We start from the raw sequence: 15,147 nt of genomic DNA, 5'->3' as shown, positions 1-15,147 counted from the left end.
TTTTGTATATGGCACGATTATAGCACTTCCAAGATTGCTCAAGGCTTGAAATGGGGTGTGGGCAAAAAGAAATATATAATTTTTAAAACACTTATGTCCAAAATGAACAAAATACTTGGAATGATTTGCAAGTATGTTATCATCGATCCAATCATTGAAAGCGTTATCATTGAGATTTACTTAAATTGGGGAGGATGAATGAATATGAATCGTAATAAGCATTTTTGGTGGGTTTCCTTAATGATCACAGTTGTGATGTTAACTACTGCAGCCTGCTCGTCAAGTGGTTCAAACTCATCAGCTGCAAACTATCCAGAGAAGCCATTTACAATTGTTGCCCCTTCGGGTGCTGGAGGCGGATTGGATTTGACTGCACGTTCATTGTCTAAATCTTTGGCTAACACGAAATTAGTAGAACAACCTATCCTCGTAGAAAATCGACCTGGAGGAGGACAAGCAGTCGGCCTCGCTGATTACATCACAAAAGACAAAAAAGACCCTTACAAGTTGTTTCTACCCTCAGCTCCAATCCTCATCAATCATTACAAAAAAGAAGGCACAAGCGCATATTCCCACAAAGATCTTACACCTCTCGCCCAGTTGACCAAAGATTATGGGGCTATTGCGGTTCCAGTGGATTCAAAATATAAAGATTTGCCGTCACTCATTGCGGATTTGAAGACTAACCCTGATTCCGTTATTTTGGCAGGAGGCTCGGCGCCAGGATCTCAAGATCACTTAATCGCGATGCTCCCTGCCTATAAGGCGGGTGTTGATCCGAAGACAATTAAGTTTATTTCTTATGATGGTGGTGGAGAGGCGCTGACTGCACTGTTAGGCGGTACTGCCAATGTGCTTGCCTCTGATATTTCTGGATTAAGTGAATATATGGAAGCTGGTCAAGTAAGAGTGCTCGGCATCTCTGCTCCTGAGCGTTTGCCTGGCGAGTTCAAAGACATTCCCACTTATAAAGAGCAAGGAATTGATGCGGAGTTCGTCATTTGGCGTGGATTGTTTGGTCCAAAAGATATGGATGCAAATCATGTGAAATATTGGGAAGAAAAAATAAAGCAGCTTTCTGCTACTGAGGAATGGAAAAAAGAGCTTGAGGCGAATGGATGGGAAGACGGCTATAAGAACTCCGCAGATTTTGCGGCTTTCCTAGGAGAGCAAGAGAAGCTGATTCAAGAAATTCTCAAATCATTGGATATGTTAAAGTAGGTTTTGTATAGTAGTTGGCAACGCTGCATCATGGCTGCTTTCACATAGAAATCAGCTTTTATTAGTTTAGTATCCTTTGTGAAAACGCTAGTATATTAGAGGTCACCGCAGAAAACGATAAACGAGTAGCCAAATGAAATGTAATAAGGTATAATTGATTTTATCAAAGTGAATTTGTCAAAACGACATATTCATTAACACTTTGAAGTGGAAAAGCGAATCAACTAATGTTACAATAATGCAAAATGTTATGGGTCATCGTGTATACGAGTCCCCTATCGTGCTGGAATCTCTTGTAGACATAGAAGGAGGAAATCAATAATGACAGCAGCGCAATCTAACCTTGATGCACGCTCTGTTGCAGCGATTCGTACGCTGGCAATCGACGCTATTGAGAAAGCTAAATCCGGACACCCAGGTATGCCAATGGGGGCAGCACCAATGGGGTACCATCTATTTGCAAGGGCAATGACACACAACCCGGCTAACCCAACTTGGATTAACCGTGATCGTTTTGTCTTGTCTGCAGGACATGGCTCGATGCTGTTGTACAGCTTGCTCCACTTGAGCGGCTATGACCTATCTATCGACGATATTAAGAACTTCCGCCAATGGGGAAGCAAGACTCCTGGTCACCCAGAATTCGGACATACTGCTGGTGTAGATGCTACAACAGGTCCATTGGGTCAAGGTATTGCAATGGCAGTTGGTATGGCTATGGCAGAAGCACAAATGGGTGCTACTTATAACCGTGAAGGTTTCAATGTGATTGATCATCATACTTACGCAATTTGCGGCGATGGCGACTTGATGGAAGGTATTTCTCACGAAGCTGCTTCCATGGCAGGTCACTTGAAGCTTGGCAAATTGGTTGTTCTATATGATTCCAACGATATCTCTCTTGATGGCGAGTTGAACTTGTCTTTCAGTGAGAACGTACGTCAACGCTTTGACGCTTACGGTTGGCAAACGCTTCTTGTTGAAGACGGCAACGACTTTGCTGCTATCGAGGCAGCTGTACAAGCAGCTAAAGCTGAGACAAGCAAGCCGACACTTATTGAAGTGAAGACTGTAATCGGATTCGGTAGCCCGAACAAGCAAGGTAAAGGCGGCCACGGCGGTACGCACGGTTCTCCGCTTGGTGCTGACGAAGCACAGTTGACGAAAGAGTTCTATCAATGGGAGCACGAGCCATTCTTCGTTCCTGAAGAAATCTATGCTCACTTCAACGCTGCAATTAAGCAACCTGGTATCGCTGCGAACGGCGAGTGGGATGCACTAGTTGACAGCTATGAGAAAGCTCATCCAGAGCTTGCTAAGCAATTCAAGCTTGCTGCTGCTGGAGAACTTCCAGCGGATTGGGATACAAACCTTCCAAAATACCAAGTAGGCGACAGCGCAGTTTCTACTCGTGTTGCTTCTGGTAATGCGTTGAATGGCCTTGCGCCGAACGTGCCTTTCCTAACTGGTGGTTCTGCTGACTTGGAAAGCTCTACAATGACGCACTTGAAAGGCCTTCCAGTATTCCATGCAAGCCAATACGATGGCCGCAACATCTACTTCGGTGTTCGTGAATTCGCAATGGCTGCAGCTATGAACGGTATGCAATTGCATGGCGGCGTTAAAGTATTCGGTGGTACGTTCTTCGTATTTACAGATTACTTGCGTCCAGCAGTTCGTCTATCTGCATTGATGAACTTGCCTGTAACGTATGTATTGACGCATGACAGTATCGCTGTTGGTGAAGACGGTCCTACGCATGAGCCGATCGAGCAATTGGCTTCTATCCGCGTAATTCCGAACTTGACAGTGATTCGTCCAGCTGATGCTAACGAAACGTCTGCAGCTTGGGCTTATGCAGTTGAGAACAAAGCGAACCCAGTGGCGCTTGTACTTACTCGTCAAAACTTGCCGATCTTGGAAGGTTCCGTTGAAAATGCGCGCGAAGGTATCAAGCGTGGTGCTTACGTGGTGTCTGATGCAAAAGACGGCAAACCACAAGCGCAAATTATTGCAACGGGTTCAGAAGTACAGCTTGCTGTTCGTGCACAAGCTGCATTGGCAGAAGAGGGTATCCAAGTTCGCGTTATCAGCATGCCGAGCTGGGATCTATTCGACAAGCAATCTCAGGAATACAAAGATTCCGTATTGCTTCCAGAAGTTAAAGCACGTCTTGCAGTTGAAATGGGTCACCCATTTGGCTGGGATCGCTATGTAGGTGACAAAGGAAGCATCCTTGGCATTTCTACATTCGGCGCATCTGCACCTGGCGACCGCGTAATGAGCGAATACGGCTTTACCGTTGAAAACGTAGTAAGCCGCGTTAAAAGCTTGCTATAATTCATTGTTCTCGTAGTTCCGATAGTTCGCTATTGAAACATGAACGATAATCCATTTCCTATATAAAAAGGGGCCAATTCCGATGTCAAATTCAACTGTTGCTGCAGATCGTTATCAAGAAGTAGCCGTTTTGAAAAAAGCGAATGTGTACTTTGAAGGTAAAGTTACGAGTCGTACGATTCTTTTTGCAGATGGAACGAAGAAGACGCTAGGCATTATGATGCCAGGTGAATATGAGTTCGGTACAGATGTAAAAGAATTAATGGAGATTCAAGCAGGTAAGCTGGATGTATTGCTTCCAGATCAGACAGAGTGGTTGAGCATCGATGGTGAAGGCGAGTTCTATGTACCTGCTCATGCAAGTTTTAAGCTGCGGGTACATGAGGTAACGGATTACTGCTGTTCCTACATTGCGGAATAGTGGAATGGTACAAGAAAGAAGAACCGACTAAACACCTACGACAGACATCGGATGAACGGTTTGCTTTACGATAGGATAAAATACAAGCAGTAATGAAAGAAGCCTGGTGCATACCAGGCTTTTTTTGCAACTATGATGTTATTTGGAGGTAGGTTCATGCCCCTTGTTTACTGTATGGCCAAGCCATTGTTCATACACTTTGACCACAGCGGAGAGATCTTCTTCCCCATAACCAGATGCATGTCCGATTTGGAACATATTTTTTGCAGCTTCTAGCATTGGTGTTGGAGTTTGAATCGAATCTGTAAGTACAGAAGCGAGCTTCAAATCTTTGAGAATTAACTGCAAGGAAAACTGATTGTCGAAGTTACCGTCTACAATTTTTTTCCCTTTTAGATCTGCGGCCTTACTGCCTGCACTTCCATTTTGTACAACCTCTAAAAAGGCACTTGGGTTAACACCCGTTTTGGCCACTATAGAGAATCCCTCTGCTAGTGCAGCATTGTTAATGCCTACAATGGCATTATGGGCAAGCTTCGTAATAGAACCGTTACCTGTCGCACCCATATGGACAATTCTACTTCCCATCGCTTCGAATACAGGACGAACTGCTTCTAAAGCAGCAGATTCACCGCCAACCATAAACAGCAATGTGCCAGCTTCTGCAGCAGGTTTACTTCCTGTTACAGGAGCGTCTAAAAATATCGCTTCTTTTGCATTGCAATCTTCAGCTAATCGCATAACGAGTGTTGGTGAAATGGTGCTGCTGTCGATGACATAAGTTCCAGGGCGCAGTCCTGCAAGGATACCGTCCGGTCCATCGTAAATATGGATAATAGAGGTGTCATCACTGACCATGCTTATGACAACATCTGCTTCTGCAGCAGCATGTTTGGGGGTTCGGGCTACTGATGCTCCCAACGCAGCAAGTGGGGCAGTTTTTTCTATCGTTCGATTATAGACAATTACTTCATATCCTTTTTCCAGCAAGTTGCGTGCCATAGGGGCGCCCATTGTGCCCATGCCAAGTACAGCTACTTTTTTCATCATTGGTCACCTCGTTGTATTTGTATGCTGGTATGCTGGCCTCCCTAATGGGAGTGGCTAACGTGCAGCATGTAGATAAATAAAAACCGCATAGTAAATAGGTAATTGAAATGAACTTACATCTATAGTAACATAGCTCGTTCCCGTATACTCAACATATGGTGGGTGGGAACATTTTACGTGTGTGCGCTTATGCTCGGAAATATTCAAGTTGCTATCCATGCCTGTTCGAAAAGTACGAGTCTAAAAAAAGATAATAAATATGTTTTATCATGTAAACCCTTACAAGGTGGCTTGTTCCCTTGTGTTTCATTTCGAAATCCAGTATCCTTAACGTATATTCATTTTCATGGGTTAAAGTGGCAAAGTCAACCAAATTGAAGGAGGGTGTATGATATGCCGAACAACATACACTTTGATTACAGCAAAGCACTTGGATTCGTAGGACAGCATGAACTTGATTACTTCGCTGAGCCAATTCGCTTGGCGCATGAACAACTACATAATAAGACGGGAGTTGGATCTGACTTCTTAGGTTGGATCGACCTCCCATTTAACTATGATAAAGAAGAATTTGCTCGTGTGAAGGAAGCGGCAGCTCGCATTCAACAGCAATCTGAGGTTCTTATCGTCATCGGTATCGGCGGTTCTTACCTAGGTGCTCGCGCAGCGATTGAAATGTTGGGACATTCGTTCTATAACATGCTTCCGAAGGACAAGCGTAAGACACCGGAAATTTATTTTGCAGGAAACAACATCAGCTCTACGTACGTAACGCATCTATTGGAGCTTATCGAAGGCAAAGACTTCTCGATTAACGTTATTTCCAAGTCTGGTACGACAACAGAGCCAGCAATCGCATTCCGTATTTTCAAAGAAGTATTGGAGAAGAAATACGGCAAGGAAGAAGCGAAGAACCGTATCTTTGCTACGACCGACCGCGAGAAGGGCGCTTTGAAGAAGTTGGCTGATGAGGAAGGCTACGAGACATTCGTAATTCCTGATGATGTTGGCGGACGTTACTCTGTATTGACACCAGTAGGCTTGCTGCCAATTGCAGTAGCAGGCATTAACATTGATGATATGATGAAAGGTGCTCAAGACGCAGCAACAGAGTACAGCAATCCGAATGTAGCAGAGAACTTGAGCTATCAATATGCAGCAGTGCGCAATGCGTTGTATCGTAAAGGCAAGACGACAGAAATTCTCGTTAACTACGAGCCGTCCTTGCACTATGTATCGGAATGGTGGAAGCAGCTTTACGGTGAGAGTGAAGGAAAAGACCATAAAGGGATTTATCCAGCATCCGTAGATTTCTCTACAGATTTGCACTCAATGGGACAATTTATTCAAGAAGGTACACGCAACCTGTTCGAGACGGTTATCCAAGTTGAAGAGGTTCCGCATCATATTTCGATTAATGAAGATCCAGAGGACTTGGACGGTTTGAACTTCTTGACGGGCAAGACGATGGACTTTGTTAACAAGAAAGCATTCCAAGGAACGATGCTAGCTCATACGGATGGACAAGTACCTAACTTGATCGTAACGATTCCTGATATGACACCGTACACATTCGGTCAACTCGTTCTCTTCTTTGAGAAAGCATGCGGTATTAGCGGATATCTGCTTGGCGTAAATCCATTTGACCAACCGGGTGTGGAAGCGTACAAGAAAAATATGTTTGCGCTTCTTGGCAAACCTGGTTATGAGAAAGAAAAAGCCGAGCTTGAAGCACGTCTATCCAACTAATTGAGACGGAGAAGATAGGCCAGCGGCATTAGAAATACAGCTTAGATACACAATCTGCCGCAGAAAGCAGTTCTCCAGTAAGAAGGAGAGCTGCTTTCTTGGCAATCTGTGGAAGGTGAAAGTCATGCTAGAAAGCTACAAAACTGTACGTGAATACGGCAGTAAAGAAATCGTCATTAAAAAGTCTCGTTTTATCGGCTATGCCAAGCCGGTTAAGACAGAAGAAGAAGCAATTGCATTTATTGAAGAGATTAAGAAGAAGCATTGGAATGCCACACATAACTGTTCAGCCTATATGATAGGCGAAAGAGATGAGATTCAGAAGGCATCTGATGATGGTGAACCTAGCGGAACAGCAGGTAAGCCAATTCTGGAAGTTATGAAGAATCAGAATCGAAAAGATGTTGTTATCGTCGTTACGCGTTACTTTGGCGGTATTATGCTTGGTGCCGGGGGGCTTATCCGTGCTTATACAGACGGTGCAGTAGCTGCTATTGAAGGAGCAGGTCCTATCACAAAGGTGCTGCACCAGCAAGTATTAGTCGAAGTTGATTATACATGGCTAGGCAAATTAGAAAATGAGTTGCGCAATCGAGGTACGAGAATGGGCGAGACACAGTTTACTGATAAAGTCATCTTGACCTGCCTGCCAGTCGTATCCGAAGCAGAGCGTTTCATTGCTTGGATGACCGATTTAACGCAAGGTCAAGCTATGATTCAAAGGGGAGAAGCTGTGTACTACATTGAGGGAGAATAAGGAGAATCCGCTATGCCAAGAAAAGCAGTAGAGCAGGAGTTGTCGCGTGATCGTATATTGGAAGTGGCAAGGCACCTATTCGTTACAAAAGGGTATCGAGCAATCTCAATGCGCAGTATTGGCCAGCAGCTAGGCTACAGTCATGGTTCGCTTTATTATCATTTTAAGGACAAGGCGGAGCTGTTCTCCGCGCTTGTTCAAGATGACTTCAAGCGTTTGGGCCGTTTGTTTGAAAAAGTCATTAACCAATCACCTACAGATGGTATGTCAAAGCTTGAACAGGTTATGCTTGAATTTGTTTCATTTGGTCTTAATAATCCACATCATTATGAAATTATGTTTATGACAAGAGACGAGGAACTGTTATGCTATGCTCGCGCAGAGCAAGGACGATGTCTCGAGATGTTCTCTACGATTGTGAGGCAGTCACTTCATAGTCAGTTGAGAACGGAGCAAGAACGGCACCATATCCCGCGAAGTTTATTTTTATCCATACATGGCTTCATTTCCTTCTACATTCAAGATCAAGTCACCTTTGATGAGATTAAGCCAGCTGCGGCCGCTCATGTACGTTTTTTGTGCAGAAGAGCGCTTGAAGAAGCAGCACAATCCGCTTAATAACATGTTCTAACATGGAATAGTTGAACGTACGAGTGGACTAAACTTCCACTAATAGTGCTCATCATCATCGATACAGCCCGCATCGCATAGGATTCACGTAATGGCATCTGCCCACATATCGTATAGGGACGATAAGAGACGTATATTTGCGTCAACCATAACGTCTGCTAAATCTACATTTCATCAAAATTGCTGTGTATCATGTTGCTTGCTTGTACAGGAGTGGAGCATCTTGCAGCATCGTCGCATCTTTTCTTTTTAGTGTATTGCTGCGATGCTGCTACAAAGCAATACATGAAATGGGCAGGAGGTCATTGTAAGTGATTGATTATGTAGTACGACCTGGTGATTCGTTATCCCTAATAGCGAATCGCTTTGGGCTATCTGTTGCAAGGCTCGCGCTTGTGAATGGGCTTGGTCCGAATGCAATTATTTATCCAGGGCAGGTTATCAAAATACCAGTTGGACCAGACATTCCCGTTCCGATTCAGCCTGGATATCCACCTTCACCGCCGCCACCTGTACCACCAGCTCCTCCAGTGAACTATTACCAACTGGAGCGGAGAGTTTCGCTGTTGGAAGCCCAGGTTCGGAGGCTTCAACGTGAAGTTAACCAGCTTCAAGGTCAGCCTACACCTTATTAATACGATGCAGCTTGGTATCAGGCAGCTCTCTGTTCTCTTGCTTATCTTACAAGAGAAATGTTGGGGGCTGTTTTTGTTATGCGCATATGCGTGTTTATTATGTACATTTTTATGTACATATATAAGCCCGTGTAATACCTTTTATTAGGTTTGCTTAAAAGTATTGACGAATCCCGTCCGAGTTGGTAATATTTAATAATACAATTTCCAAGTAAGTTGGTAGGAATTATTATGTATAAAGATATATGAATCTAGAACCATGTGGGGTGGGGATGTTTCATGAATGCAGTATTGAACCATAAAGGAGCGTTGTGGGGATTTCGGACAACGCTGCTGTTATATATGTTCTTGCTCATTATTTTACCGATTACAGGAATATATGCTCATTCATTATCAGCTGGTTGGGATATGTTTGTGGAGAGTATTTCAGATCCATTGGCTTGGAAAGCTGTGTGGCTGACGCTCCGATTGTCTTTGATTGCTATGGTTATTAATATGGTGATTGGTACGATTGCTGCTTGGGTGCTGCATCGCTATCAGTTCCCAGGTCGTACGTTATTAAACAGTTTAGTGGATTTACCATTTGCACTGCCGACTGCGGTTGGTGGGTTGATGATCTTGCTTCTACTTGGGCCCAACAGCTTTGTTGGTCAGTGGGCAGATGCTGTGGGCATTCGAATCGTGTTCGGGGAGCCGGCTATCGTGGTTGCCATGGTATTTGTAACGTTTCCATTCGTCATTCGAGCGGTGCAGCCATTGCTGGAAGAAGCAGATAAGACGCAGGAAGAAGCTGCCCATACATTAGGTGCTTCTAAGTGGCGTACATTCTACCAAGTGCTGCTGCCTCAAATGCGCCCTGGTATTATTAGCGGTGGTATGCTTGCCTTTTCAAGAGCTATGGCTGAGTTCGGCGCAGTAGTTCTCGTTGCAGGTAATATTCCCGGCAAGACATTGATTGCATCGGTTTATATTTTCGGAGAGATCGAGAGCGACAATCCACAAGGTGCTGCGGCTGTGTCTGTCATATTATTAACGTTGTCGTTCCTTGTATTATGGTTCATTAATACCTTGCAAGCGAAGGAGGGACGATGATGTCAACTGCACCAACTACTTTAACCTCTAAGAAATCATCTACTTCTTCTAAGATTCTCATCTTGATTACGTATTCTGTGTTTATTTTGTTATTAATTATCCCGCTCGTACAGATTGTTATTGGCGCTTTTGATCATGGCGTGCAATCACTGTTTCAGGCTTTGCTTCGTCCTGAGGCTCTTCATGCCATGTGGATAACGCTATCTGTTGTAGTGGTCGTTACACTTCTTAATACACTGTTTGGTGTGTTGACAGCTATTATGCTCGTTCGGGGACAATGGCTCAGTTCCCGAGTTAGACGGTTTTTAAATAGTATGATAGATTTGCCATTTGCCGTATCACCCGTTATTGGTGGGTTTATGATTATGCTGCTGCTTGGACCACAGACTGTTATGGGTGCTTTCTTTTCAGATTTAGGTATGCCTATTGTATATGCCTTTCCAGGCATGGTACTTGCTACACTATTCGTAACATTTCCACTGATGATTCGTGAAATTGCACCGGTATTGCAGGAAATAGGTACACAGCAAGAAGAAGCGGCATCTATGCTGGGGGCATACAGCTGGACGACATTCTGGAAAGTAACGTGGCCGTCTATTCGATGGGGGGTTACTTACGGAGTCGTTTTAACGGTAGCACGCTCGCTGGGTGAATTCGGGGCTGTACTCGTCGTATCAGGCAACATCATGAATAAGACACAGACCATGACAACACTCGTGTATCAAGATGTAGACAATTTCAATATTGCCGCGGCAAATAGTGTAGCATTAGTGCTGGCTGTATGTTCGATAACCCTGTTACTTGTAATGGAATGGGCGAAGAGACGGAAGGGAGTGCATACGCATGCACATTGAAGTACGCGACTTGAATAAATGGTTCGGACAATATCATGCTGTACGTGACGTTAACTTCTCGATTGAACCAGGGCAGTTGATCGGTCTACTTGGTCCGAGCGGAGGCGGCAAGACATCAGTGCTGCGTATGTTGGCAGGATTAGAATATCCAGATAGCGGTGAGATATTATTTCATGGAAAAGTGATGAACGATGTTCCTCCTCAGGAACGCGGCATTGGTTTTGTATTTCAACATTATGCTTTATTCAAGCATATGACGGTTTATGACAATATTGCTTTCGGATTGACGATTCAAAAATGGCCCAAAGCACGTATTCGTGCAAGAGTAGCTGAACTGCTTGAACTTACAGGGCTTAGCGGTGTAGAGAAGCGATACCCGCACCAATTGTCAGGCGGTCAGCGCCAACGCGTTGCATTTGCACGCGCACTTGCTCCAGAGCCGCAGCTGTTGCTGTTGGATGAACCGTTTGCGGCAATTGATGCTAAGATTCGCAAAGAGCTGCGCAGTTGGCTAAAGTCTCTTATTGAACGTGTTGGTATTACGTCTATCTTCGTTACGCATGACCAAGATGAAGCGATTGAAGTCGCTGATGAAATTATGATTATTCAACAAGGTTCTGTGGAGCAAAAAGGAACGCCGTGGGATATTTACAAATCTCCACGAACACCGTTTGTGGCTGAATTTATCGGCGAATCTACGCTGCTGGAAAGCATAGGTCAGTTGAAAGGATTCGGGCAAGTGCCAGCACAGTCGAATACGAAAGTGTTGATCAGACCTGAATATATCGAAGTAGGTCAACCCGGTGAACTGAAGCTTGCATCCGCGAGCGAAAATGGAATTGTAAAAGCGATGCACTTCCGCGGAAGTGAATGGATGATCGAGGTTGCTGTAGGAGACTTGCTGTTGAAAACATATCGCAGCTTGGAAAGTCCTGTGCTGCAAATTGGTGAAACGGTGCAAGTGCTTATACATCGTGTGTATGTATTTGATGGCGATAGCCATTCAGTAATAGAGAACTCGCTGAAAGAAGATCCGATGCCTATCATGATTTAAAGAGGGAAAGGAGCATTAGCAGATGGAGCCTCAAGCAGTACGTGTTTGTACTCGGTTCATGCAACGATGCATGCTCTTCTTATTGCTATTCGTCACTGCTTGCAGTTCCCCTGCGGCTGATTCGGCTTATGAAGCCGTTGATGTGCAGCCCGTTAACAGTGGCAATAACTCTGTGACGCTTGTCATTGGTGCTTATTCCGTGGCAAGAGATGCACTTCAACCCATTCTTCCAGCGTTCCAAGCGGAATGGAAGGAGAAGACGGGGCAGACGGTAGAATTCCAGCAATCTTATGAAGCTTCTGGAACTCAAGCGCGTTCGATCGCAAGCGGGATGGAAGCAGATGTTGCCCTGCTGGCTATGGAAGGGGATATCGACAAACTTGTTGATGCAGAGCTGATCCCACATAATTGGAAACAGCGAGACCCTTATCAGGGCATGGTGACGCGTTCCATCGTCGTAATTGGTACGAGAGCAGGTAATCCACTTCACATCAAAGATTGGATGGATCTTACCCGTTCTGATGTCGATGTGTTGTACCCGAATCCGAAGACGTCTGGTGGAGCACAGTGGGATATTAATGCTATATACGGTGCAGGATTGAAAATGGCTGCTGAACAAGGAGTCGATGGACCAAACTATGCCAAGCAACTGCTTCATCAAGTACATGATCGAGTTATCTCCATGGATAAAAGTGGGCGTGCTTCGATGGCAGCCTTCGAATATGGTGTTGGTGATGCAATTGTGACGTATGAGAATGAGCTTAAAGCACGAGTGAAGCAAGGTGTAGACTATGAAATTATCGTTCCCAAGCATACGATTCAAATTGAGAACCCGGTTGTTGTTGTGGATCGATATGTCGACAAGCATGGTACCCGTGAAGTAGCAGGAGCATTTGTTGAATTTTTACGCAGTGAAAAGGCTCAGCAGCTGTGGGTGGAGGCGGGATTCCGTCCAGTTAATGAGCAAGTTGAAGCGAAATTGGCGGGTACATTTGTAGAACCGGCAGGGTTGTTCACGATTGATGATTTAGGTGGTTGGGACGAAGTACGCAATACCTTATACAGCAGACGAGGAATTTGGTATGAGGTACTTGCTGGTATTAATAGGTCCTAATTGATGAACGTAAAAAAGCGCCAAGTTACTCCTTATGGGAAGTTCCCAATTTTCCAAGGAGAAGACTTGGTGCTTTGTTTTATGTTTATGTTTGTACAAGTCTGTTTTCTAAAGGATTATAGCTTATAAATAAAGAAAGGAACAATCATTCTTCTCATGTTCATATAGAGGAGAACATAGCATTTTAGATTTTCTTTTGGTACCCATCCCTCTTCGGAGTTAAGCTCTCTTGAACAACAAACCTAACCGTTGAGTTCTTTTAAGCCACTATACTTGTCAACCATTCGCTCATTGTTGCAGATCTTGATGATGTAATGGAATGTCGGATGTAAGTCGATATACGCCTAGCTCTACAAGCTGCCTCGCTGTCTCGATATCACGAATTGTCCAAACGGCTACATCAACATTCAACTTACGTGCTTGTTGTATAAGCTCAGGGTGCTTCAGCAGCAACGGGTAGTGGGCACAAAGGCAGGCTGGAGCGAGTGGAACTAATGCCTCCAGTGCAATCGGATCTGTCGTTAGAAAGCCCAGCTCTATTTCCGCATCCAGTCGGCGCAGCAGGTCTAAGTTTTGTTTGTAAAAAGAAATAATCATCGTACGTTTGCTCATGTCATAAACCGATAGCAGATGCAGAAGGGCACGAGCTTCATCCTCATTAATCTGCTCTTTGATCTCAAGCTGTAAGCCTGCCCGACAATCTTGACATAGCTTTAATGCTTCTTCTAACAGCGGCACGTTGCAGCCTGAGAATTCAACCTTAAACTTGCTGCCCGCATCTGCTGCTTGAATCTCTGACACAGAAAGTGAGCGAATCGCTCCTGTTGAGGTTGTTGTGCGATCCAGCGTGTCATCGTGAATGACGATAGGAATTCCCTCTCGTGAATGGTGAATATCTAACTCAATGCTGTCTGCACGAAGCGCCAAGGAACGACGAAACGCTTCCATCGTATTTTCAGGAAATACTCCAGCATATCCGCGGTGAGCTACAATTTCTAATTTCATCTTTACTTTCCCTCCTGCTGCCTCGTCTCCGTTAAAGAGCTGGAGCTTCTGTTTCTGTTTATAACCGTTTATACTAATTATGATATACAATTTACGGCGTAGTTCAAAGCAATATGTGTGAATGATTCGTTACGATCAGCTATGTTAACGGACTGTAAATTATAGATAGCAAGACAAGGAGTGAAATTGGTGAATTCTTCATTTTCAACAGCAGCCAATTCTGTGGATGATAGTACTCTGTGGAAAGTAAAGTTTCTTGGGACAAGTGATTCGCTTGGTGTACCGAGAGTTTACTGTGACTGTGAAGTCTGCATGGAAGCAAGAGACAGTCACTTGAATCGCAGGCTTCGTTCTTCCGTTTTATTGGAACAAGCAGCTTCTACGGACGCTGAGCATGTGCATGTACTTATAGATTGTGGGCCCGATTGGGCTGAACAAATGGAGCGTATCGGTCAAAGGTGGATCGATCGTATTTTGGTAACGCACGCGCATCAAGATCATATTGCTGGTTTACCTGCATATGCGGATTGCTGCCGTTGGCTGGAGCGACGTGGACAAGTATACGCGCCGCTTGAAGTATTGCAAACGATACAAACGATGTATCCGTGGCTGTCAGCTCATATTACATTTACCGCTATCGAAAAGGTGTGGTTGTGGGAAGATTGGGTTGTAACACCGATTCGAGTGAATCATGGCAAAAATGGTTACTCCTATGCATATCGTTTTGATCGTAACAACGTCAATAATGGTGAGGAAGAGAAGAAGTTCAGTTGGCTGTATGCTTCGGATGCGATCGATCTAGGTGAAAAGGAACTTAAGCATTTTGCGGAGTTAGATATGTTGATCATTGGCACAAACTTTTATAAGGAGCCTTTTGCGTATCACACACGCTCTGTTTATGATATGGTCGAGGCGTTGGAGCTAGTTGAACGTATTCGTCCACGACGAACGATTTTTACGCATATGTCGCATGGCGTAGATGTTCGTGCAGATTATCAGCTGCCTGCTCATGTGAAGCTTGCTTCATTTGGATTGGAGCTGCAAGTTTAGAGTGAAATAAGCTTACTTTGTAAACTGTATATACCCTAGACCGTACGATCTCTGATGCTACGCATCGTGCTGCAATTGATATGGATGCAGCCAGCCTAGGAGATCGTTTTTTCCGTTCATTTTGCCTAAACGACATCTTATACCGCTAAATATTCCGCTTGTGTTACAATTCTAT

14 protein-coding genes are annotated in these 15,147 nt (G+C 44.4%); 12 read left to right on the top strand and 2 right to left on the bottom strand.

Annotated features, from left to right (window positions below; all coding sequences use genetic code 11):
* Positions 1 to 204: 204 nt before the first annotated feature.
* The 3 genes from H580_RS0101140 (at position 205) to ppnP (ending at position 3,982) form a co-directional block, all read left to right on the top strand.
* On the top strand, positions 205 to 1,221 hold the full coding sequence (locus tag H580_RS0101140; protein WP_028593166.1) for a tripartite tricarboxylate transporter substrate binding protein: 1,017 nt from the start codon (positions 205 to 207) through the stop codon (positions 1,219 to 1,221).
* 321 nt (positions 1,222 to 1,542) lie between these two features.
* Entirely contained in the window at positions 1,543 to 3,561 is a 2,019-nt protein-coding gene (gene tkt / locus H580_RS0101135) for a transketolase (RefSeq protein WP_028593165.1), read from the top strand.
* 82 nt (positions 3,562 to 3,643) lie between these two features.
* Positions 3,644 to 3,982, top strand: a complete 339-nt coding sequence (gene ppnP / locus H580_RS0101130; RefSeq protein ID WP_028593164.1) for a pyrimidine/purine nucleoside phosphorylase — start codon at positions 3,644 to 3,646, stop codon at positions 3,980 to 3,982.
* Positions 3,983 to 4,120: 138 nt separating this feature from the next.
* Here ppnP and H580_RS0101125 read toward each other — a convergent pair whose 3' ends face one another.
* A complete protein-coding gene (locus H580_RS0101125) occupies positions 4,121 to 5,029 on the bottom strand; it encodes an NAD(P)-dependent oxidoreductase (protein ID WP_028593163.1) in 909 nt (302 codons plus the stop codon).
* A gap of 396 nt (positions 5,030 to 5,425) precedes the next feature.
* On the opposite strand from H580_RS0101125, the gene H580_RS0101120 reads away from it, so the two are divergent.
* The 8 genes from H580_RS0101120 (at position 5,426) to H580_RS0101085 (ending at position 12,917) form a co-directional block, all read left to right on the top strand.
* Positions 5,426 to 6,781 carry a glucose-6-phosphate isomerase gene (locus tag H580_RS0101120; RefSeq protein ID WP_028593162.1) on the top strand — a complete coding sequence of 452 codons (1,356 nt, stop codon included), beginning with the start codon at positions 5,426 to 5,428 and terminating at the stop codon, positions 6,779 to 6,781.
* Positions 6,782 to 6,905: 124 nt separating this feature from the next.
* Complete coding sequence (locus tag H580_RS0101115) at positions 6,906 to 7,538, top strand: YigZ family protein (RefSeq protein WP_028593161.1); 633 nt, start codon at positions 6,906 to 6,908, stop codon at positions 7,536 to 7,538.
* 12 nt (positions 7,539 to 7,550) lie between these two features.
* Entirely contained in the window at positions 7,551 to 8,156 is a 606-nt protein-coding gene (locus H580_RS0101110; protein ID WP_028593160.1) for a TetR/AcrR family transcriptional regulator, read from the top strand.
* A 323-nt stretch (positions 8,157 to 8,479) separates the two neighbouring features.
* Positions 8,480 to 8,803, top strand: a complete 324-nt coding sequence (locus H580_RS22895; RefSeq protein WP_051217132.1) for a LysM peptidoglycan-binding domain-containing protein — start codon at positions 8,480 to 8,482, stop codon at positions 8,801 to 8,803.
* 279 nt (positions 8,804 to 9,082) lie between these two features.
* The gene (gene cysT / locus H580_RS0101100) at positions 9,083 to 9,895 is read left to right on the top strand and encodes a sulfate ABC transporter permease subunit CysT (protein WP_028593159.1); all 813 of its coding nucleotides are present in this window, start codon (positions 9,083 to 9,085) and stop codon (positions 9,893 to 9,895) included.
* A complete protein-coding gene (locus tag H580_RS0101095) occupies positions 9,895 to 10,749 on the top strand; it encodes a sulfate ABC transporter permease subunit (RefSeq protein ID WP_051217131.1) in 855 nt (284 codons plus the stop codon). Before cysT ends, H580_RS0101095 begins: the two co-directional genes overlap by 1 nt.
* On the top strand, positions 10,739 to 11,803 hold the full coding sequence (locus tag H580_RS0101090; protein ID WP_028593157.1) for a sulfate/molybdate ABC transporter ATP-binding protein: 1,065 nt from the start codon (positions 10,739 to 10,741) through the stop codon (positions 11,801 to 11,803). The genes H580_RS0101095 and H580_RS0101090 overlap by 11 nt, the downstream gene beginning before the upstream one ends.
* A gap of 22 nt (positions 11,804 to 11,825) precedes the next feature.
* A complete protein-coding gene (locus H580_RS0101085) occupies positions 11,826 to 12,917 on the top strand; it encodes a sulfate ABC transporter substrate-binding protein (RefSeq protein ID WP_028593156.1) in 1,092 nt (363 codons plus the stop codon).
* A gap of 288 nt (positions 12,918 to 13,205) precedes the next feature.
* Here the strand turns inward: H580_RS0101085 and H580_RS0101080 are convergent, their stop codons facing one another.
* Entirely contained in the window at positions 13,206 to 13,922 is a 717-nt protein-coding gene (locus H580_RS0101080) for a glycerophosphodiester phosphodiesterase (RefSeq protein ID WP_028593155.1), read from the bottom strand.
* A gap of 189 nt (positions 13,923 to 14,111) precedes the next feature.
* Between H580_RS0101080 and H580_RS0101075 the strand changes: the two genes are divergently transcribed.
* Positions 14,112 to 14,972 carry an MBL fold metallo-hydrolase gene (locus H580_RS0101075; RefSeq protein ID WP_245583451.1) on the top strand — a complete coding sequence of 287 codons (861 nt, stop codon included), beginning with the start codon at positions 14,112 to 14,114 and terminating at the stop codon, positions 14,970 to 14,972.
* Positions 14,973 to 15,147 lie beyond the last annotated feature (175 nt).

The organism is Paenibacillus assamensis DSM 18201, from assembly GCF_000422445.1.
GTDB classification, from domain to species: domain Bacteria; phylum Bacillota; class Bacilli; order Paenibacillales; family Paenibacillaceae; genus Paenibacillus_B; species Paenibacillus_B assamensis.
The sequence above is the reverse complement of the archived record's forward strand: the minus strand, read 5'-3'. Positions and strand labels throughout refer to the sequence as shown.

What these genes read in the sequence shown, in the direction of transcription:
- H580_RS0101140 (WP_028593166.1), top strand. Translation starts at nt 205, where the DNA reads ATGAATCGTAATAAGCATTTTTGGTGGGTTTCCTTAATGATCACAGTT.
- tkt (WP_028593165.1), top strand. Translation starts at nt 1,543, where the DNA reads ATGACAGCAGCGCAATCTAACCTTGATGCACGCTCTGTTGCAGCGATT.
- ppnP (WP_028593164.1), top strand. Translation starts at nt 3,644, where the DNA reads ATGTCAAATTCAACTGTTGCTGCAGATCGTTATCAAGAAGTAGCCGTT.
- H580_RS0101125 (WP_028593163.1), bottom strand. Translation starts at nt 5,029, where the DNA reads ATGAAAAAAGTAGCTGTACTTGGCATGGGCACAATGGGCGCCCCTATG.
- H580_RS0101120 (WP_028593162.1), top strand. Translation starts at nt 5,426, where the DNA reads ATGCCGAACAACATACACTTTGATTACAGCAAAGCACTTGGATTCGTA.
- H580_RS0101115 (WP_028593161.1), top strand. Translation starts at nt 6,906, where the DNA reads ATGCTAGAAAGCTACAAAACTGTACGTGAATACGGCAGTAAAGAAATC.
- H580_RS0101110 (WP_028593160.1), top strand. Translation starts at nt 7,551, where the DNA reads ATGCCAAGAAAAGCAGTAGAGCAGGAGTTGTCGCGTGATCGTATATTG.
- cysT (WP_028593159.1), top strand. Translation starts at nt 9,083, where the DNA reads ATGAATGCAGTATTGAACCATAAAGGAGCGTTGTGGGGATTTCGGACA.
- H580_RS0101095 (WP_051217131.1), top strand. Translation starts at nt 9,895, where the DNA reads ATGTCAACTGCACCAACTACTTTAACCTCTAAGAAATCATCTACTTCT.
- H580_RS0101090 (WP_028593157.1), top strand. Translation starts at nt 10,739, where the DNA reads ATGCACATTGAAGTACGCGACTTGAATAAATGGTTCGGACAATATCAT.
- H580_RS0101085 (WP_028593156.1), top strand. Translation starts at nt 11,826, where the DNA reads ATGGAGCCTCAAGCAGTACGTGTTTGTACTCGGTTCATGCAACGATGC.
- H580_RS0101080 (WP_028593155.1), bottom strand. Translation starts at nt 13,922, where the DNA reads ATGAAATTAGAAATTGTAGCTCACCGCGGATATGCTGGAGTATTTCCT.